Below are 18,427 nucleotides of genomic sequence, written 5' to 3' on the forward strand. Positions count from 1 at the left end.
TTGGCCTTCGCAGCTCCCGTCGCGGAACAGCGCTTCGTCCTAGACCATGTCGTCGGCCTGTTGGAACTGGCTGCCACGGACCGGTTCTCGGCCGCCAGCGAGGATGTGGTCGATGCGGTGCTGGAGGGGGCCGGGCAATTCGCGGAGGGGGAGTGGGCGCCGCTGGCGAAGACCGGCGACACCGTCGGCGCGACTTGGACGGCGGACGGCGTGGTCATGCCGGCGGGCTATCCCGAAGCGTATCGCGCCTATGTCGAGGGCGGTTGGGGGACGATCGGGGCGCCCGAGCGATGGGGTGGGCAGGGGTTGCCCTTCGCGCTCCAGACGGCGGTGCTGGAGACGCTGGGGGGAGCGGACACGGGCTTCGCGCTGTGCCCGACCCTGACCGTCGGCGCGATCGAGGCGATCCAGCATCACGGCTCGCCCGAACAACAGGCTTTGTACCTGCCGCATCTGGCGACCGGCGAGTGGACCGGCACGATGAACCTGACCGAGCCGCAGGCCGGCAGCGATGTCGGTGCGCTGCGGACGATGGCGACGGCGCGCGGCGATGGCCGCTGGTCGATCAAGGGGACGAAGATCTACATCTCGTTCGGCGACCATGACATGGCCCCCAACATCGTCCACCTCGTCCTGGCGCGCACCCCCGACGCCCCGCCGGGAACGCGCGGTATTTCGCTATTTCTGGTGCCCAAATACCGGCTGGATGCGGATGGGACGCCGGCCGACTTCAACGACGTCCGCGTGGTGTCGATCGAACACAAGATGGGACTTCACGCCTCGCCGACCTGCGTGCTGTCGTTCGGCGACCATGACGATTGCATAGGCGAGCTGATCGGGCCGGAACATGGCGGGATGCGCGCGATGTTCACGATGATGAACAATGCGCGCCTCAACGTCGGCCTGCAGGGCGTCCAGATCGCCGAGGGCGCGACGCAGGCGGCGGTCGCCTATGCGCTGGACCGCATCCAGTCGGCGCGCGCGGGATCACCGGACAAGGCACCGGTCCGCATCGTCGATCATCCCGATGTGCGCCGTATGCTGCTGCGGATGAAGGCGCAGACGCAGGCGGCGCGGGCGCTGGTCTATTACGCCGCCGGTCAGGTCGATCGCGCCAATCTGGGCGATGCGGCGGCGAAAGGCCGGCTGGAACTCGTCACGCCGCTGGCCAAGGCACACGCGACCGACATCGGCAACGAGGTCGCGAGCATCGGCATCCAGGTGCATGGCGGCATGGGCTATATCGAGGAGACGGGCGCGGCGCGCTTCTTTCGCGATGCGCGGATCACGCCGATCTACGAGGGGACGAACGGCATCCAGGCCGCCGATCTGGTCGGGCGCAAGCTGGGGCTGGAGAATGGCGGAGTGTTTGCGGCCCTGATCGTGGAGATGCGTGGCGATGCGGATGCGGCGGGGCTGGTCGACCTGATCGCGGCCTGCGACGAGGCGGGTCGCCGGCTCGCGACGGCGGATGCGGACGACCGGCTGGCCGCGAGCTATCCGTTTCTGACGATGCTGTCGGTCGCCACCTGTGGCTGGTTGATGGAACGCGAAGCCGCCGCGGCGACCGGCGACGACGATTTCGCGCGGATGAAGCGCGCCAGCGTGCGCTTCTATCTGGAGCAGATCGTGCCGGAGGCGCTTGGGCTGGTAGCGGCCGCGAATGCGTCGGCGGATACGCTGTATGCGGTGCCGGCGGAGCTGTTCGCGGCCTAGATCGCGTTAGCGATCACCGTTCATCATGCCGGGACGAGCCCGGCATGACCGTGACACAGGACGATCGCGATGGAGCGAAGTCCCGAGCGAACCGCCTCAGGCGGCGATGTCGTAGGGCTTGATCTCGCCCGCCAGATACAGGTTGCGGGCCTTGGCGCGGCTGAGCTTGCCCGAACTGGTCCGCGGAAGGGTACGTGGCGGAATCAGTTCCACGACGCAGTTCATGCCGGTGACCGAGCGGACCCGCTCTCGAATCGCGTCGCGCAGGCGCGTGCGTTCGGCGTCGTCGCTGCTGCGGCACTGGACGAGAACGGCGGGGGTCTCCTCACCGCCCGGTGTAGTGATCGCGAAGGCCGCGATGTCGCCGGCCTTGAAGCCGGGAATCTGCTCCACGGCCCATTCGATGTCCTGCGGCCAGTGGTTCTTGCCATTGACGATAATCATGTCCTTGGCACGGCCCACGATATAAACGTAGCCGTCCGACAGATAGCCCATGTCGCCGGTGTCGAGCCAGCCGTCCTGCATGCACGCCTCGGTCGCGGCGGGATCGCGAAAATAACCGACCATCACCGACGGACCCTTGCACCAAACCTTGCCGATCGCACGATCGGGCAGGGGCGTGCCGTTCTCCTGACGGATCTCCACGACCATGTCGCGCACGGGCTTGCCGCAATTGACGATCGCGCGGAACCGCTGCGGCCGGCCATTGTCGTTGGCGCCGTTGTCGTGTGTGCCGGACAGTTCGGTCTCCTCGACGAGCTCGACGCGGATACCCTCGCCCGGCGGCATGATCGACACGGCCAAAGTCGCTTCCGCCAGCCCGTAGCTGGGGAGGAACGCCGACGCCTTGAACCCGGCATCGGCGAACGCGTCGACGAACGACTGCATGACGTCGGGGCGGATCATGTCGGCGCCGTTACCGGCCACGCGCCAGCGCGACAGGTCGAACCGGTCCGACGCCTTGGTCTGCGACGACATCCGACGTGCGCAGATGTCGTAGCCGAAGGTCGGCGAATAGCTGAGCGCGGTGCCCTTGTGACGGCTGATGAGGTCGAGCCACGCCAGCGGACGGCGGGCGAAATCCTCCGTCTTCAGATAGTCTGTCGATACCTGATTGGCGACCGGCGACAGGAAGCAGCCGACGAGGCCCATGTCGTGATACCAGGGCAGCCAGCTGATGCAGCGATCGGTGCCGTCGATCTGCATGCCGTGGCTGTGCGCGGCGAGGTTGTTCAGCAACGCCTCGTGCGTGATCGCGACGCCGTGGGGGAAGCGGGTCGAGCCGCTCGAATATTGCAGATAGGCGACCTGATCGCTGCTCGCGACGGGCAGCGCCACGTCGGGCACGTCGCGCGCACCGAATTCCGCCCAGTCGATGCCTGTGGTCTTCGCCAGTCCGGCCGCTGCGCCCGCCATCTCGGCGAGTTCCGGCGGATAGATCAACATCGACGGATCGCAGCTCGACAGCTGGACGCGCAACTGTTCGATATAGCTGTCGCGCCCGCCGAACGAGGTCGGCAGCGGCAGCGGCACAGGCCACGCGCCGGCATAGACGACGCCGAAGAACAGGGCGGCGAACTCCGCGGACGTCTCGGCGACCAGCGCGACGCGATCCTCCGGCTTGATGCCGGCGGCGATCAGGCGCCGCGCGGCGGCGAGCGCATCGACCCGCAGCTCCGAAAACGGATAGCCGCGCACCAGCGTACCGCGCGCGTCATGAAAATTAAGCCCGCGTTTACCGGACGCCGCGTAATCCAGCGCATCACCCAGCGTGGCGAAATCCGCGTAACGGCGGGGCAGCGAATCCTCGGTCGGCGTCGCCTGGGGCGCGTCCATCGGGGTTTGCGTCTCGGTCATCGACGGGTCTTGCCTTCTCTTGGTCGTCCGGCGCGAGCCGCGCCAACATTCCTCTTCACGGCCCAGTGTGGCACAATCAAGGCCATGCAACGGTCCGGCCGCCCCATTCCGCCCCTCGACGCGGCTGCGCTGGAGCGCATGGCGTTACGCTATGTGGAACGGTTCGCCACCACGCAGGGCAAGCTGGCCGATTATCTGAAGCGCAAGATCCGGGAACGGGGATGGGATGGAGAGCCCGCCGATCCGGTCGCGATCGCCGCGCGGATGGCGGAGCTGGGCTATGTCGACGACCGGGTGTGGGCGGAGGCGAAGGCTTCCGCACTCGGCCGGCGCGGCATGGGGGCAGGTCGCGTGCGACAGGCGCTGGCGGCGGCGAAGGTCGGGCAGGCGGATGCCAGCGCAGTTGCGCCAACGGTCGCGCGGGACACCGTCGACAGCGCGTTGCGGCTGGCGAAGCGCAAGCGGATCGGGCCGTTCGCCCTGACGGACGCCGATCGTGCGCTGAAGCAGAAGCAGCTCGCGACGATGATCCGCGCGGGCCACGGCTTCGCGCTGGCGCGGGCGATTGTCGATTCCGCCCCCGGCGAACAGGACGATGTGGATAGTTTTGCCGACCTGACGCATTGCAGCGAAGATGAATGATGCTAGTCAGGCCGCGTCAGGGGTGACTTATGCAAGTTGACGTGCAGCAGGGGGGCGAACCCGGTGGTGGCGCCGAGCCTATTGCGGTCGGCGGCGTCATCAAATGGTTCGATGTGACCCGGGGTTTCGGGTTCGCCGTAGCCGACGATGCGGCGATCGGGGACATCCTGGTCCATTTCAGCGTGTTGCAGCCGCATGGCCGCCGCAGCTTACCTGAGGGTGCGCGCGTCGAGACGATGGCGGTGCAGCGCGGGCGCGGTTTTCAGGCGCGGGAAATCGTGACGATCGACCTGTCCGAGGCGGTCGAGGAAGTGCCGCCGCGGCGGCCGGGCGTGCCGGGCCGGATCGATCCCGCGTCGCTGATCGAATCGGCGGGGCCGCTGGAGCCGGTCAGCGTCAAATGGTTCAACCGGCTGAAAGGCTATGGCTTCCTCGTACGGCTGTCGGACGGTCGCGACGTGTTCGTGCACATGGAGACGTTACGCCGCGGCGGCGTCATGGCGGTGGAGCCGGACCAGCCCTTAAGGGCGCGGATCGTCGACGGCGACAAGGGACCGCTGGCGGTGCTGATCGAGGATGTCGCCGATCCGGCGGAGGAGGAATCCTGATGCGTCTGACGCTGATATCGTTGTGCGCGCTGTCGATCGCCGGATGCTCGCGCGGGGACGGCGATGCGGCGACGGTGTCGCGCGCGACGACGATCCCGGTGAAGATCGCCGCGAACGGCCGGACGCAGGTATTCCGCGCCGAACTGGCCCGGACCAAGGAGGAACAGGCGAAGGGACTGATGTTCCGCACCAATCTGGCCCCCGATTTCGCAATGCTGTTCGCGCCCTATCCGGCGGAGGGCGGCGGCCCGCGCGAGGCGAGCTTCTGGATGAAGAATACGCCGAGCCCGCTCGACATCATCTATATCCGCGCCGACGGAACGATCGCCCGGATCGCGGAGAATACCGTACCCTTTTCCGAAACGCCGGTATTCTCGGGAGAACCGGTCGCGGCGGTGCTGGAAGTGCGCGGCGGCCGCACCGCCGAACTGGGCATCGGCGAGGGCGATGCGGTGTCGTGGACGCTGCCGAAGCCGTGACGATGGATGCGGTGACGGTTGAAGGCGAGCGGGAGGCGCGGTAAGCGGCGGACCATGGGCATCAATCGCAATCCGTTCACGTGGTGGAACGGTGCCTCGTGGGGCACCTGGTTCTATGGCCTTCGCGGCATGAAGCAGATGGGCGAGGATTCGCTCGGCAACGTCTATTTCGAGGGTCGCAAGGATACTTCCGGCAATCCGCGACGCTGGGTGATCTACAACGGTGCGAACGACGCCAGCCGGGTTCCGCCCGCGTGGTTTAGCTGGCTGCACCATCAGGTCGACGACGTGCCCGACCGCGCGCTGCCGGCCCCGCGGCCGTGGCAGAAGCCGGCGGTCGCCAACCTGACCGGGACGGCGCTGGCCTATCGTCCGTCCGGTTCGCTGGAAAAGGGCGGTAGCCGCGCCGCCGCGACGGGTGACTACGAAGCCTGGACGCCGGAGGGGTGAACCGACGCTGGATCGCCGCGGCGGTGCTGGTCGCGGCGCTGCTGGGGATCGGTGGCTGGTTTGGCTATCGAGCGCTCGATCAGCGGCAGACGCTCGCGCCGGCGCACCGCGTCGGGCAGGTCATACCCGAAGGTCCGCCGCCCGCAGCGAGCGGGATCGAGACGATCGATGCGGGCGACGCGGCGGTCGCCAATGGCGGGACGCCGATGGCGCAGCGGGTGGCGGTGCTCGGCCTGCTCAACAAACGCAACGGAGAGAACCGGGAATTGACGCTGAAGCCCGGTCAGGCGACGCGGATCGGCGATGTCGTCATTCGCTTGCGCGCATGCGAGAGGACCGCTCCGTGGGAGCAGGACCAGCTGACCGGTGCCTTCGCGCAGGTGATCGTGCGCGGGTCGGATACGAAATGGCGGCGGGCGTTCTCGGGATGGTTGTTCAAGGAGCGGCCCGGCCTGAACGTGGTGCAGCACCCGATCTACGATGTCTGGACCAAGAGCTGCACGATGTCCTTTCCCGACAAGGGCGCGGATACCGAGTCCCTGAGTGCTCCCAAGCGATCCAGCGCGGCGAAATCGCCGGCACCCGCCACGGTGCCGGATGAAGATGCGGCGGACGACGCGGAGGTAGAGAGCGCGGCGCCAAGCAACGCGACGTAATCGTCCCGATCGATCTCGACCGCTCCGAGGGAGGCGAGGTGCGAGGTCTGGAACTGACAATCGAGCAGCGTGAAGCCGCCGGCACGCAGGCGGGCGATCAGCCACGCCAGCGCCACCTTCGACGCGTCGGTCGCGCGGCTGACCATGCTTTCCCCGAAGAACGCACGGCCCAGCGCGAGGCCGTACAGACCGCCGACCAGCCGCTCGCCCTGCCAGCATTCCACGGAATGGGCGTAGCCTCGGGCGTGGAGGTCGAGGAAGACGCGCTCGATCGCGGTGCTGATCCACGTTTCCGGGCGATCCGTGGCGCTTTCGGCGCAGAGGCGCAGGGTGGCCTGAAAATCGCGGTCGGCGGTGACGTGGAAATCGTCAGCGGCAATGCGGCGGCGGAGCGAACGCGATAGATGGAATCCGTCCAGCGGCAGGATGGCGCGGCGACGGGGTTCGACCCAATATACCTCGTCCGCATCGCGCGCGTCCGCCATCGGGAAGACCCCGACGGAATAGGCGCCGAGAACGAGTTGGGGATCAAGCACGGTCATCGCGCATCCTAGAATGGCGGTGGCGATGCGAAAAGGGCCGGCGGATCGCTCCACCGGCCCCAAGGGGTTGAAAGAAAATGCCGATCAGTCGTGGCAGGTCAGTGCGGCCTTGCCGGCCGGCGTAACGGTGACAGACTTCTCGTCGCCGGTCAGCTTCCAGCCGCCGTCGGCCGTATAGGGCTGGCCGGCTTCGGGCGCGGTCAGGCGGACCGGCGTCGCGGTGGACGGGACGCGGACGCTGACCAGCTTGTCACCCTGGAAGAAGGTGACGCCCACGAGCGAGCCGTCGCCGCAGCGCAGCGTCTTGTCGGCACGGATAGCGGGGGGCAGCTCGACCGGCGCGGCGTTGGCGAGGCTGTTGGCCATCGGGTCGGGATTGGAATCCAGCACCTCAGGCTGCTTCGGCTGCGAGTTGCAAGCGGCGAGAGCGAGGAGAGGGGCGGCGAGAAGGATGGGGTTCTTCATAGCCTGGCCCGCTTCGCCGATGGTAGCGTTAGCGTCAAGATATGTCCGACAAGCGTGCTGTCCCATCGTTCATTCGTGGAACTCCGCGATCTCCGGAATCCGGCCGAACGCGATCTTGGTGCCGACCCGGTCGAGCCGGCCGCCGCCGAGCGGCCCCACGCTGACGGCGTTGCGACCCCAGCGCTGGTTGATCCGGTCCATCGCGCAACTGAGCGCCAGCGTGCGCGTCTCCCGCGCCAGCGGATCGTCGGCATCGAGATGCGCCCAGAGCGAACCCTGTTCCGCTGCCACCGGTTCGATCCCCGACAGCGTCACGCCGACCATCCGCAACCGGAACCCGCCGGGCCGCGCCCGACCGGCCGCGAGCAGGCGCGGCAACAGCAACCGGTCGAGATGATCGAGCACCACGAAGCTGTCCTGCGTCGTCGGCAGCCGGGTATGCCCGGCCCACTTGGCGCGCTTGCCGTCCACGCCGGGCTCCTCGAACCGGCAATGCAGCACCAGCTCGCGCGCCCGATACCCCTTGCGGCGAAGGCGACTGGCGGCTTTCAACGCGAGGCGGCGGGCGGTGAGCCGTGCTCCCTCGACGTCGCGATGGCGCGGCGACAGGACGTGGCTGTGTCCGACGGTGCGCGGCTGAGACGGCTTTTCGGGCAGGTCGACGCCGTGGAGCAGATACCACAGCCGGTCGCCATCGGTGCCGCCCCAGGCATGCCCGGCATCGCGCGGTCGCCGCTCGCAAAGCTGGCGGATGTCGTTCACGCCGTCGCGCGCCAGCCGCCGCTCCATCTTCTCGCCGATGCCGCTGATGTCGCGCAGCCGCAGGCGGTAGAGGGCGTGCGGCAGATCATGTTGCTCGAAGACGACGAGGCCATCGGGTTTCATCAGGTCCGACGCGAGCTTGGCGAGCAGGCGGTTGGGCGCGATCCCGATCGAGGAGGTCATCCGCTCCCCCACCGCGGCGCGGATGCCGGCCTTGATCCGCGCCGCCAGCGCCTCCGCATCGGCGCGCGCATTCTCGTTGTCGAGCAGGCGGCAGGCGACCTCGTCGATCGAACAGATCCGGGTGACAGGAATGTGGCGGCCGATTTCCGCGACGATCGCGTCGTGGAATTCGACATAGCGTTCGTGGCGGGCCGGCGTGACGACGACCTCCGGGCAGAGTTCCCGCGCCCGCCACACCGGCGTGCCCGTCGAAATGCCGTAACGCTTCGCCTCGATCGAGGCGGCGATGGCGACGGTGGTGTCGGTGCCGACCGGCGCGACGATGACGGGGCGGCCGCGGAGCGACGGCTGCAATTGCTGCTCGACGCTGGCAAAGTAGGAATTCAGATCGAGGAACAGCCAGCGGAGGGGGCGGGGCGGGAGGTTCGGTGCGCCGGCAGGGTCGAGCGAAGTGGAGGAAGTAGAGGCGTTCGACAGGGTGTCCTGCAGCGTGCGCGACAGGCTTCGCGCCGACGCATCCGCGGGAGAAGGGCAAGTCGATTCGCGGGACATTCTGGAACATTACCAGAACATCATCTCGCCGGACAGCCGCATCAGATGGCCGGGACGATATCCGTCGCGGCGAAATCGTCGCCCTTGAACAGCAGCGGCTCGCCCGACGATTTGCTGAGGGCGTAGGCGAAGCAATCGCCGAAGTTGAGGCGGGCAGGGTGATCCGAGCCGATGCCGAAATTGCGATACGCGTCGCTCGCGATGCGGGATTGTTCGATGGTCACCGGAGCGGGGGCGAGGCGAAGGACGCCGATCAAGGCGGCGGCGTCCTCATCCAGCAGGCCGCGAAAGCGTCGGGTCAGGACCGCCTGCAACTCGACCGCCGACACGACGGACCAGCGCGGTGCCGGGGATCGGCCGATCACCTCGGCAAAAATTTGGGCTTCATCTTCGCCCAGAAGGATCGCCATGACTGCCGACGTGTCGACAATCACGCGGGCAGGCCATCATCGTACAGAGTGTCCATTGCCTCTTTCGCGGTGAGGCCGTGAAGGTCTTCGGGCATCTTGCGAGCGACTTGGGCGCCGATCTCCCTGATCCGGGACAGGCGGACTGCGAGTTCCTCTTCCCGCACCACATGTTCGCGCTCCAACGCGGCCCGGATCGTCTCCGTAACGGAGCGCCCCGTCCGATCTGCCAGTTCGCGCGCCAACTGAACGGTGGCCGGGTCCTTGATATTGAGTTGAACGCCCATTTCTACCTCCGACAGCAAAGTTCTACCATCATCGCAGCTTTGCCGCAATCAAGCGGCGGTCGCTTGGGTCCGGCGGCGGCAGCGCCTATGTTCTTCGCTATGACGCTTCCCACCGCTATCGTTCCCGACACCCTCTCCCTCATCGGCCACACGCCGCTCGTCCGACTGAAGGGGCCGAGCGAGGCGAGCGGGTGCGATATCTTCGGCAAATGCGAGTTCACAAATCCGGGTGCGTCGGTGAAGGACCGCGCGGCGCTGTTCATCGTCGAGGATGCGGAGCAGCGCGGTGCGCTGAAGCCGGGCGGGACGATCGTCGAGGGTACGGCGGGAAACACCGGCATCGGGCTGGCGCTGGTCGCCAATGCCAAGGGGTACAGGACGATCATCGTCATGCCCGAGACGCAGAGCCGGGAGAAGATGGACACGCTTCGCGCGCTGGGTGCGGAACTGGTGCTGGTGCCGGCGGCCCCCTATTCGTCGCCGTGCCATTTCGTCCACACGTCGCGCCGGATCGCGGAGGAGACGCCGGGCGCGGTGTGGGCCAACCAGTTCGACAACATCGCCAATCGCCGCGCGCACATCGTCGGGACCGCGGAGGAGATCTGGACGCAACTGGAGGGTCGGATCGACGGCTTCACCTGCGCGGTCGGCACGGGCGGCACGCTGGCGGGTGTGGGATTGGGGCTGAAGGCGCATGACGAGGCGGTGACGATCGCGCTCACCGATCCGTACGGCGCCGCGCTCTACGACTATTACGCGCACGGCGAACTGAAGTCGGAGGGATCGTCGGTCGCCGAGGGGATCGGACAGGGCCGGATCACCGCCAATCTGGAGGGTGCGCCGGTCGATACCCAGTACCGGGTGTCGGATGCCGAGGGCTATGACTGGGTCCGGCGGCTGCTGGACGAGGAGGGGCTGTGTCTCGGCCTGTCGAGCGGGATCAATGTCGCCGGCGCGGTGCAGTTGGGGCGCGATCTGGGGCCGGGCAAGCGGATCGTGACGATCCTGTGCGATACCGGCTTTCGCTATCTGTCGACGTTGCACGACCCGGCATGGCGTGCCGAAAAAGGGCTGGATCGAGCCGCAGCTTGAGAATTTTCCGAAAACCGCCTATGTCCGACGGACCGATGAATGGCGTTTCCGAACCATCCCAGACGGTGCAGCGTGTGAAGGTCGGCCTGATCGGCCTTGCCGCGGTGGTGCTGTTGATCGCGCTGGCCAGTGCGATCATCGGCTCTGCGACTCGCGAACGCCCGGTCGCGGGTACCGCCCAGGCGAACCTCGTCGCGGCGATGGCCGCCGGCAACGACGCCGCACCGATCCCCGTCGAAGGGGAGCCGCTGGCGCAGATGGGCGCGGCTCCGAGTGCCAACATGCAGGATTCGGGCGAGAAATAGACGTCGCCCGCCGCGTGTATCGCGATGCGGATGCGGTCTCCGGTAAACATCCACAATCGACCATTATAATTTATCGCCCCAACATCGGCATGATACTCTTCCCGAAGAAATCCGGGGGGGGGGGATTATGCAACAGCGATTCGTACTCATTCTTTTGTTTGTTCTTGCCGGCTGCGCCGAAAGCACCACAATCTATCACAATCGCAAGTTCGACATGGATCGGCCGAAAGTCGTCACGACCGACGCCTACCAGCGGAGCGTTTTTTTCGTTCCGGATGAGAAAGATAAGGAAATTCGCGTCTGTGCCGAAGCGGCGCCGGATACTTTCTCGGTGCTGAGCGCAAGTATCGCCGCGAAGCTGGACGTGAAGACGCAGCAGGGGGAGCTGGCCGCAGGACTGGCCCAGTCCGCAGCAACCATCGAGCGTACGCAGACGATAAACCTGTTACGGGAATCGCTGTACCGGACCTGCGAGCGCTATCTGTCGGGAGCGATCAGCAAATCGACGCTGGTCGTACAGGCCGCGCGCGATCAACGAACAATGCTGGCGGTTCTGGCGATCGAGCAATTGACGCGGGTAACACGGCCGGCGTCGACGATCATTTCCGGTGGGGCAACGGGTGCCGCTGTGTCGAATGTGGCGGCGATCGAACTGGCGACGGCATTCCGCAAGGATCGTGATGCGGCCCGGCAGGTGGTGACCGCTGCCGAGGTCAAGTTGAAGGTCGCCGAGGCGGCGTTCGCAAAGCCGAACGGGGCGAAATGCGTCGGAGAGAATCCCATGCCGGATGGAGGCAATGAGGCCGCCTGGAGCGACTGCAAGTCAGCCGAGGGTGAAGCCGCCGTCGCCAAGGCGAACCTGGCCACGCAGGAGACGAGGCTGGGACAGGCGTTGGCCATAGGTGGCGCGGCCGGTGGAACGACCGCAGCCCAGAGCCGCGATGGCCCAAGCGATCCCGGTGGCGGCGGGGACGTGGCGAGTGCCGCCGCCGCTACCGGAGCCATCGCGCAGGCGATACAGCATATCGTCACCGTTCCAGCGATCGACGAGACGCTGCTCTTCTGTATCGGATATCTGGAGAAGCAACCCAATGATGAAAAGACATTGAAGAAGGACGAAACGCGACCTGCACTATCGGGCGACAGTGAACGAGCGACGCAAGGGCTGTGTCGGGGGATCATCGCGCAGCGATCCAAGGTCGAGGCTGCAAATTCCCAGACGCTGATTGCCAAATACATATCGTCCGTGCCGCTTGCAAAAGACGGAGAAGATTCAGGGGCAGATATCAAGCGTTATCTCAAAGCGGAGTCCTTGGCAGCGACTGAACGAAAGCGTCGGCGTGTGGTCGCCACGCGTGCGTCGGTAGCTCTCGGGCGCACTGACGATCCTGACAAGCTGATCCCGGATCTGGATCGCGGCGACGAAACGCGCAACCGCGAACTGCTCTACGTGCTTCAGGCTCTGGAGCGGAATTGGCCTATGGACGATCACCCTCGGTGATGTGAGCCTCACATATCCGATGGTGAATGCCTGACCACGGGGGCAATAGGAGTGCCGCCCGCCGGAGGGGGGGCACGGGGTGGCGTGGTTCGTTCGCAGTCTGCCGCAGCGACCTCCGATGCCCCACGTCCCGTCTGTTCGCGATTCGTCGGGGATGCCGACCGCAAAGCGGTGACGTCTTTACATTGCCGCCTTGCCTGCGCGTTCGCCGCATCCTGTGGCGAACGGTTTTTTACGCGCCCGACGTCGGCGGAGGCGTTCGACCGGACTGCGTTCGACCTGGGGGCGATCACACCCAAATCCACCATCGTTTCCCCTGAATTCCCCGAAAATCCCGTTGCCGACCGGGTTAACCCTTGATACACCCCATTCCACACAGGGGCATGGTTCATCGGTCGCAATTTGCGGCCGGGGCGCGGCGAAGGTCGGGTTCCGGGTCGGTGAAACTGTGCGCGCCAGGTGCGGAGTGGCGTGTTGGTCAGGGGTCGGTATCAGGGCGAAGGGATCGGACTTGTCGATGACAAGGGCCGGGTCGCCATACCTTCCTCACTTCGGACGACGCTGGCGGCGAATGCGCCGAAGGCGGACGGGAAGACCGGCGGCACGGTGATCGTCGGCCCGCACCAGAAGAGTAAATGCCTGGTCGCCTACGATCAGGGCTATCTCGACATCCTGGCGGAGCAGCTCGACCGGCGCGAGGCGGAGCATACCGGGCCGGGCGGCGAGTTCGACTACAACATCAAGCGTCGTGCGGCGGCGGGCGAAGCGGTGCCGTTCGACGGCTCCGGCCGCTTCATCATGCCGGCGTTTCCGCGCTTCTACGCGTCGATCGGCGAGCATGCGTTCTTCTACGGCGTGCTCGACTATATCGAGATCTGGGACCCGGCGACGCTGATCGCGGAGGCGGACATCGCCGACAACGTCAAGGCGGCGGCGCGTTTCCATATGATGCAGAAGGGGCTGGCGCTGTGAGCGACCCGGCGCCTCATGTTCCCGTGCTGCTCGACGAGGTCGTCGCCGCGCTTGCCCCGGCTCCGGGCGAGACGATGGTCGACGGGACCTTCGGTGCGGGCGGCTACACGCGTGCGCTGCTGGCGAAGGGCGTGCGGGTAATCGCGTTCGATCGCGATCCGGATGCGATCGCGGCGGGACAGGCCGCAGCGATCGATGGCCTGACGCTGGTGCAGGCCGATTTCTCCGCGATGGAATCGGCGATCGATTCGCCGGTCGACGGCGTGACGCTGGACATCGGCGTGTCGTCGATGCAGCTCGATCAGGCGGATCGGGGCTTCTCGTTCCAGTCGGACGGGCCGCTCGACATGCGGATGGCGCAGGCGGGGATGAGCGCGGCGGACTTCGTCAACGAGGCGGACGAAGAGGCGATCGCCGACGTGCTGTACCAGTATGGCGACGAGCCGAAGTCGCGGCGGGTCGCGCGGGCGATCGTCGCGGCACGGCCGCTGACCCGGACGGGCGAGCTGGCGACGGTGGTGCGCAAGGCGCTGGGATATCGGCCGCACGACAAGAAGGACCCGGCGACGCGGACCTTCCAGGCGATCCGCATCCACATCAACCGGGAGCTGGACGAGCTGGCCGAAGGGCTGGCGGCGGCGGAGCGCGTGCTGAAGCCGGGTGGGCGGCTGGCGATCGTGACGTTCCACAGTCTGGAGGACCGGATGGTCAAGCGCTTCCTGCGCGACCGGTCGGGCGGTGCGCCTTCAGGTTCGCGTCATCTGCCGCAGGCCAGTGCCGCGGCGGCCCCGAGTTTTCAGAAGGTCGGGCGCGCGGTGCGTGCCGGCGAGGCGGAGCTGGCACGCAACCCGCGCGCGCGCTCCGCGACATTGCGGATGGCGACGCGGACGGAGGCCCCGGCGTGGGGGGCGTTCCCTGCGCATGCGGCGAACGGGCGACAGGAGGCGAGTATATGACGGCGGCGTATCGACTGAAGGGGATCGGCTGGTTCGGCGGGGCCGTCGTGGTCGTGCTCGGCTTCTATCTCGTGTCGCTTCAGGTCGCCACCGAGCGCAAGAAGCTGGAGCAGCTGAACGGCCGCATCCTGTCGGCGCAGCGCGACATCCGCGCGCTGGAGACGGAGTTCGACACGCGCGCGAACCTGGCGCAGCTGGAGAAGTGGAACGGCGACACGCTCGCGCTGTCCGCTCCGGTCGCCGGCCAGTTCGTCAGCGACGAGGGCGCGCTGGCCGCGCTGGACGTGACGCAGCCGATGCTGCCGGGTGCGAACGGCCGGATGCAGACCGCCGCGCTGGTCGTGCCGTCGGGTGCGCCCCAAGCGCTGAACCAGCCGCAACCGGTGCAGGTGACGCAGCCGCAGCCGGCGATGACTTTGGTCGCCGCCAACGCCCCCGCGATCCGCACGCCCGCTGCGGTTCGCGTCGCTGCCCCCGTCCGCGTCGCTGCCGTCGTCGCCGCGCCGCAGGCCGCGCCGGCCCGTGCCGTCGAGGCGAGCGTCGTCCGCGCCGCCGCCGCCGTCGCGAAGGTCCGGCCGCAGGCGGTCGCGATGCTCGATCGCAAGCTGCTGTCCGACAGCACGTTCAGCGACATCCTCTCCTCCGCCCGGGCGGAGGCGCGCAAGCGGTGACCACGCTCGTCGCCCGTCCGATCCAGCAACGGAATACCCCGAAGCAGCGCCACGCGCTGGTCGCGACGTCGCATACGCGGCTGATGATGTTGCTGTTGCTGTTCGGCGTGGCGGTGCTGGTCGTGATCGGGCGGCTCGGGCTGCTGGCCGCGTTCGCGGGCAGCGAGGCGAAGGCCGCGGTCGCGACGCTGGCGGCGCGGGGCGATATCGTCGACCGCAACGGATCGCCGCTGGCCCGCACGATCGACGCCTGGACGATCGGCGTCCACCCACGCAAGCTGATGGGCGACCGGATGGAGCTGGCGTCGCGCCTCGCCGCGCTGATGCCCGACCGTGGCGATCAGGCGTGGTTCTACGGCCAGCTGACCAAGGACGTGAATTTCACCTATCTCCAGCAGCGGGCTTCCCCGGCGCTGGTCGAGCAGGTGAATGCGCTGGGTGAGCCCGCGATCGTGTTCGCGCGCGAAACCCAGCGCCTCTACCCGCAATCGACGATGGGCGCTCACGCGCTCGGTTTCCTGTCGACGGACGGCCACGGCATGAGCGGCATGGAGCGCGTGCTGGACGAGCGGCTGACCAACCCGGCGACCGCCGGCACGCCCGTCGCGCTGTCGCTCGACACGCGCGTTCAGGCGGCGATGGAGAGCGAACTGGGCCGCGCGATGACGACCTTCTCGGCGCGCGGGGCGGGGGGCATCGTACTCGACGTCGCGACCGGCGAGGTCATCGCGATGGTGTCGCTTCCGACGTTCAATCCGAACCGGGTCGGCATGGCGGGCAGCGAGCAACTGCGCAACATCACGACGCAGAGCGTGTTCGAGCTGGGCTCGACGTTCAAGCCGATCACGATGGCGACGGCGATGGAGACGGGCGTGGTCACGTCGTTCCAGCGACGGTTCGACGCGACGCACCCGTTGAAGGTCGGCCGCTACACGATCCACGACGAGCGCGGCGATCCCAAGCGCTGGCTGAACATGGCCGAAACGCTGATCTATTCGTCCAACATCGCCACCGCTCGCGTCGCCGACGAGGTCGGGCCGGAGCGGATGCAGACCATGTTCCGCAAGCTGGGTTTCGATACCAAGCCCGATATCGAGCTGCGCGAGAAGGGCCGGCCGCTCTGGCCGAAATACTGGGCGCGGACGACGACGATGACGACCGCCTATGGCCATGGCATCGCGGTGACGCCGCTGCATCTGGCGAGCGCCTATGCCGCGCTGGTCAATGGCGGCATCTGGCGGCCGGCGACGCTGTTGAAGATCGACCCCAGCCATGCACCGGTCGGTCGCCGCGTCATCAGCGAGCAGACGAGCGCCCGGATGCGCCAGATGCTGCGCCTGATCGTGCAGCGCGGCACGGGTCGCAGGGGCGAGGCACCGGGGTACCGCGTGGGCGGCAAGACCGGTACGGCCGAAGCGGCGGTGGCAGGCGGATACGACCGGTCGCGCAACGTCGCGACGTTCGCGACGGCGTTCCCGATGGATGCGCCGCGCTATGTCGTGCTGGCGATGCTCGATTCGCCGCAGGGGACGAAGGAGACGGGCGGGTGGAAGACCGCTGCCTACAACGCCGCACCGGCCGTCGGGCGTACGATCAGCCGTGTCGGAGCGATCCTGGGCGTGATGCCCGACGAGAATCGCGACATCGACGTGTCCGACATCGTGCCGACGCTGTGGGACGATCCCAGCCGTCGCATGCCGACCGGGCAGTGAGGGCCACATGAAACTTGGCAGCCTGACGGGGGTGAACGGCAACGGGGTCGAGGACGCGGTTGTCACCGGCTTTGCGATCGATCATCGCAAGGTCGCGCCGGGGACCGTGTTCGGCGCCTTTCGCGGCGCGCGGGTGAACGGCGAGGATTATATCGCCGACGCCGTGCGGGCCGGCGCGATCGCCGTCGTCGCGCGACCGGAGGCGGTGGTCGAGGGTGCGGTACACATCGCCGACGAGGAGCCGCGCGCCGCCTTCGCGCGGGCGGCGGCGCGGTTCTTCGGGCCGTTCCCGCCGTGCGCAGTGGCGGTAACGGGAACCAACGGCAAAACCTCCACCGTCGAGATGACGCGGCAATTGTGGCGGATGGGGGGGCTTCACGCCGCCTCGATCGGCACGCTGGGCGTGACGACGGCGGACGAGCGCGTGACGACCGGACTGACCACGCCCGACGTGGTGACGTTCCTGTCCAACGTCGCCGGCCTCGCGCGGGAGGGCGTGACCCATCTGGCGTTCGAGGCGTCGAGCCACGGGCTGACGCAGTATCGCACCGAGGGGCTGTCGGTGACGGCCGCGGCGTTCACGAACCTGAGCCGCGACCATCTCGATTATCACGGCGACATGGCGGCCTATCTGACCGCCAAGATGCGGCTGTTCTCGGAGGTGCTGGCGCCCGAGGGAACGGCGGTCGTCTGGGCCGACGACGCGGAGGCGGCGCGGGTCGTCGATCTGGCGCGGGAGCGGGGCAACAGGCTCGTCACGGTCGGTACGCGCGGCACGACGCTGCGGCTGGTCGGACGCGATCCGACGTTGCTGGGGCAGGGGCTGACGATCGAGGCGGACGGCGCAACCTATCAGGTGCGGCTGCCGCTGATCGGGGCATATCAGGCGGCGAACGCGCTGGTCGCGGCCGGGCTGGTGATCGCGACGGGCGGCGACGTGGCGCGGACGCTGGCCGATCTGGCGCGGTTGCAGCCGGTTCGCGGCCGGCTGGAACGGGCGGCGATCGCCAAAAGCGGCGCGCCGATCTATGTCGATTACGCGCACACGCCCGACGCGATCGAGGCGGCCATCGCCGCGCTGAAGCCGCATGCCGGCGGACGGCTGATCGTGGTGTTCGGCGCGGGCGGCGACCGCGATCCGGGCAAGCGCGAAACGATGGGGCAGGTCGCGGTGCAGCAGGCGGACCGCGTCATCGTGACCGACGACAATCCCCGCACCGAGGACCCGGCGGCGATCCGGCGTGAGGTGCTGGCGGGTGCGCGGGGGGCGATCGAGATCGGCGACCGCCGCGCCGCCATCGCTGCCGCGATCCGCGAAGCCGGCGCGGAGGATATCGTGCTGATCGCGGGCAAGGGGCATGAGCAGGGACAGATCGTCGGCGATCTGGTCCTGCCGTTCGACGATGTCGCCGTGGCGCGGGAGTGTGCCGGGTGAGCGATGCCAGTGTCTTGAATGGTGGCAAGCCCTTCCCCTTCAGGGGAGGGGATAGGGGCGGGCTTTGCCCGGTTGCGCTGCCAGGTGTGCAACGAACGGTTGCCGCTGCGTGCGACAGAGAGCCGGACTCCCGCATCAACGCTGGCGTGGGGAATGTGCCGGGGCAGGACAGGCGAA

19 protein-coding genes and 1 pseudogene are annotated in these 18,427 nt (G+C 67.6%); 14 read left to right on the forward strand and 6 right to left on the reverse strand.

From position 1 onward, the window contains the following. The gene (locus tag ASG07_RS02935) at positions 1–1,716 is read left to right on the forward strand and encodes an acyl-CoA dehydrogenase (protein ID WP_055841896.1); all 1,716 of its coding nucleotides are present in this window, start codon (positions 1–3) and stop codon (positions 1,714–1,716) included. 96 nt (positions 1,717–1,812) lie between these two features. Here ASG07_RS02935 and ASG07_RS02940 read toward each other — a convergent pair whose 3' ends face one another. Beyond that, positions 1,813–3,573 (reverse strand): fatty acyl-AMP ligase, encoded by a 1,761-nt coding sequence (locus tag ASG07_RS02940; protein ID WP_055841899.1) that lies wholly within the window; start codon positions 3,571–3,573, stop codon positions 1,813–1,815. Positions 3,574–3,711: 138 nt separating this feature from the next. Here ASG07_RS02940 and ASG07_RS02945 point away from each other — a divergent pair, with 138 nt between their 5' ends. The 5 genes and pseudogenes from ASG07_RS02945 to ASG07_RS18085 all read left to right on the forward strand — a co-directional run. Beyond that, positions 3,712–4,215, forward strand: a complete 504-nt coding sequence (locus ASG07_RS02945; protein WP_055841902.1) for a regulatory protein RecX — start codon at positions 3,712–3,714, stop codon at positions 4,213–4,215. A gap of 29 nt (positions 4,216–4,244) precedes the next feature. Then, positions 4,245–4,823, forward strand: a complete 579-nt coding sequence (locus ASG07_RS02950; protein ID WP_055841905.1) for a cold-shock protein — start codon at positions 4,245–4,247, stop codon at positions 4,821–4,823. Then, the gene (locus ASG07_RS02955; protein ID WP_055841908.1) at positions 4,823–5,302 is read left to right on the forward strand and encodes a DUF192 domain-containing protein; all 480 of its coding nucleotides are present in this window, start codon (positions 4,823–4,825) and stop codon (positions 5,300–5,302) included. Before ASG07_RS02950 ends, ASG07_RS02955 begins: the two co-directional genes overlap by 1 nt. 54 nt (positions 5,303–5,356) lie before the next feature. Beyond that, the gene (locus tag ASG07_RS02960) at positions 5,357–5,752 is read left to right on the forward strand and encodes an NADH:ubiquinone oxidoreductase subunit NDUFA12 (RefSeq protein ID WP_055841911.1); all 396 of its coding nucleotides are present in this window, start codon (positions 5,357–5,359) and stop codon (positions 5,750–5,752) included. A gap of 206 nt (positions 5,753–5,958) precedes the next feature. Beyond that, positions 5,959–6,192, forward strand: a pseudogene (locus tag ASG07_RS18085) (DUF2155 domain-containing protein); the annotation flags it as partial. A 35-nt stretch (positions 6,193–6,227) separates the two neighbouring features. Here ASG07_RS18085 and aat read toward each other — a convergent pair. From aat to ASG07_RS02990, 5 genes are all read right to left on the reverse strand, one after another. Beyond that, positions 6,228–6,950, reverse strand: coding sequence for a leucyl/phenylalanyl-tRNA--protein transferase (gene aat / locus ASG07_RS16790; protein ID WP_082474443.1), 723 nt, complete (start codon positions 6,948–6,950; stop codon positions 6,228–6,230). Positions 6,951–7,034: 84 nt separating this feature from the next. Continuing rightward, positions 7,035–7,415, reverse strand: a complete 381-nt coding sequence (locus ASG07_RS02975; protein ID WP_055841917.1) for a hypothetical protein — start codon at positions 7,413–7,415, stop codon at positions 7,035–7,037. Between the two features lie 69 nt (positions 7,416–7,484). Next, a complete protein-coding gene (locus tag ASG07_RS02980) occupies positions 7,485–8,912 on the reverse strand; it encodes a Y-family DNA polymerase (RefSeq protein WP_082474444.1) in 1,428 nt (475 codons plus the stop codon). 41 nt (positions 8,913–8,953) lie between these two features. After that, the gene (locus tag ASG07_RS02985; protein WP_201780939.1) at positions 8,954–9,322 is read right to left on the reverse strand and encodes a type II toxin-antitoxin system VapC family toxin; all 369 of its coding nucleotides are present in this window, start codon (positions 9,320–9,322) and stop codon (positions 8,954–8,956) included. 20 nt (positions 9,323–9,342) lie between these two features. Then, positions 9,343–9,606, reverse strand: coding sequence for a type II toxin-antitoxin system VapB family antitoxin (locus ASG07_RS02990; RefSeq protein WP_055841922.1), 264 nt, complete (start codon positions 9,604–9,606; stop codon positions 9,343–9,345). Positions 9,607–9,705: 99 nt separating this feature from the next. Between ASG07_RS02990 and ASG07_RS02995 the strand changes: the two genes are divergently transcribed. The 8 genes from ASG07_RS02995 (at position 9,706) to ASG07_RS03030 (ending at position 18,250) form a co-directional block, all read left to right on the forward strand. Then, positions 9,706–10,698, forward strand: a complete 993-nt coding sequence (locus ASG07_RS02995; RefSeq protein ID WP_055842943.1) for a cysteine synthase A — start codon at positions 9,706–9,708, stop codon at positions 10,696–10,698. Positions 10,699–10,733: 35 nt separating this feature from the next. Beyond that, positions 10,734–11,003, forward strand: coding sequence for a hypothetical protein (locus tag ASG07_RS03000; protein WP_201780956.1), 270 nt, complete (start codon positions 10,734–10,736; stop codon positions 11,001–11,003). A 127-nt stretch (positions 11,004–11,130) separates the two neighbouring features. After that, positions 11,131–12,504 (forward strand): hypothetical protein, encoded by a 1,374-nt coding sequence (locus tag ASG07_RS03005; protein ID WP_156361708.1) that lies wholly within the window; start codon positions 11,131–11,133, stop codon positions 12,502–12,504. Between the two features lie 471 nt (positions 12,505–12,975). After that, positions 12,976–13,476 (forward strand): division/cell wall cluster transcriptional repressor MraZ, encoded by a 501-nt coding sequence (locus ASG07_RS03010; RefSeq protein ID WP_156361709.1) that lies wholly within the window; start codon positions 12,976–12,978, stop codon positions 13,474–13,476. Beyond that, entirely contained in the window at positions 13,473–14,432 is a 960-nt protein-coding gene (gene rsmH, locus ASG07_RS03015; RefSeq protein WP_055841929.1) for a 16S rRNA (cytosine(1402)-N(4))-methyltransferase RsmH, read from the forward strand. Before ASG07_RS03010 ends, rsmH begins: the two co-directional genes overlap by 4 nt. Further along, a complete protein-coding gene (locus ASG07_RS03020) occupies positions 14,429–15,103 on the forward strand; it encodes a hypothetical protein (RefSeq protein ID WP_055841933.1) in 675 nt (224 codons plus the stop codon). Before rsmH ends, ASG07_RS03020 begins: the two co-directional genes overlap by 4 nt. After that, entirely contained in the window at positions 15,100–16,815 is a 1,716-nt protein-coding gene (locus ASG07_RS03025) for a peptidoglycan D,D-transpeptidase FtsI family protein (RefSeq protein ID WP_055841935.1), read from the forward strand. The genes ASG07_RS03020 and ASG07_RS03025 overlap by 4 nt, the downstream gene beginning before the upstream one ends. A gap of 7 nt (positions 16,816–16,822) precedes the next feature. Beyond that, a complete protein-coding gene (locus ASG07_RS03030; protein ID WP_055841939.1) occupies positions 16,823–18,250 on the forward strand; it encodes a UDP-N-acetylmuramoyl-L-alanyl-D-glutamate--2,6-diaminopimelate ligase in 1,428 nt (475 codons plus the stop codon). Positions 18,251–18,427: the final 177 nt, after the last annotated feature.

Origin of the sequence: Sphingomonas sp. Leaf343 (assembly GCF_001423765.1) — a bacterium.
Lineage (GTDB): Bacteria > Pseudomonadota > Alphaproteobacteria > Sphingomonadales > Sphingomonadaceae > Sphingomonas.

Excerpts from the sequence above, each read along its gene's own strand:
- ASG07_RS02995 (WP_055842943.1), top strand. The coding sequence starts at position 9,706 with ATGACGCTTCCCACCGCTATCGTTCCCGACACCCTCTCCCTCATCGGC.
- ASG07_RS03000 (WP_201780956.1), top strand. The coding sequence starts at position 10,734 with ATGAATGGCGTTTCCGAACCATCCCAGACGGTGCAGCGTGTGAAGGTC.
- ASG07_RS02945 (WP_055841902.1), top strand. The coding sequence starts at position 3,712 with ATGGCGTTACGCTATGTGGAACGGTTCGCCACCACGCAGGGCAAGCTG.
- aat (WP_082474443.1), bottom strand. The coding sequence starts at position 6,950 with ATGACCGTGCTTGATCCCCAACTCGTTCTCGGCGCCTATTCCGTCGGG.
- ASG07_RS03005 (WP_156361708.1), top strand. The coding sequence starts at position 11,131 with ATGCAACAGCGATTCGTACTCATTCTTTTGTTTGTTCTTGCCGGCTGC.
- ASG07_RS03020 (WP_055841933.1), top strand. The coding sequence starts at position 14,429 with ATGACGGCGGCGTATCGACTGAAGGGGATCGGCTGGTTCGGCGGGGCC.
- ASG07_RS02985 (WP_201780939.1), bottom strand. The coding sequence starts at position 9,322 with ATGGCGATCCTTCTGGGCGAAGATGAAGCCCAAATTTTTGCCGAGGTG.
- ASG07_RS02980 (WP_082474444.1), bottom strand. The coding sequence starts at position 8,912 with ATGTCCCGCGAATCGACTTGCCCTTCTCCCGCGGATGCGTCGGCGCGA.
- ASG07_RS02990 (WP_055841922.1), bottom strand. The coding sequence starts at position 9,606 with ATGGGCGTTCAACTCAATATCAAGGACCCGGCCACCGTTCAGTTGGCG.
- ASG07_RS02975 (WP_055841917.1), bottom strand. The coding sequence starts at position 7,415 with ATGAAGAACCCCATCCTTCTCGCCGCCCCTCTCCTCGCTCTCGCCGCT.
- ASG07_RS02955 (WP_055841908.1), top strand. The coding sequence starts at position 4,823 with ATGCGTCTGACGCTGATATCGTTGTGCGCGCTGTCGATCGCCGGATGC.
- ASG07_RS03030 (WP_055841939.1), top strand. The coding sequence starts at position 16,823 with ATGAAACTTGGCAGCCTGACGGGGGTGAACGGCAACGGGGTCGAGGAC.
- ASG07_RS02950 (WP_055841905.1), top strand. The coding sequence starts at position 4,245 with ATGCAAGTTGACGTGCAGCAGGGGGGCGAACCCGGTGGTGGCGCCGAG.
- ASG07_RS02940 (WP_055841899.1), bottom strand. The coding sequence starts at position 3,573 with ATGACCGAGACGCAAACCCCGATGGACGCGCCCCAGGCGACGCCGACC.
- ASG07_RS02960 (WP_055841911.1), top strand. The coding sequence starts at position 5,357 with ATGGGCATCAATCGCAATCCGTTCACGTGGTGGAACGGTGCCTCGTGG.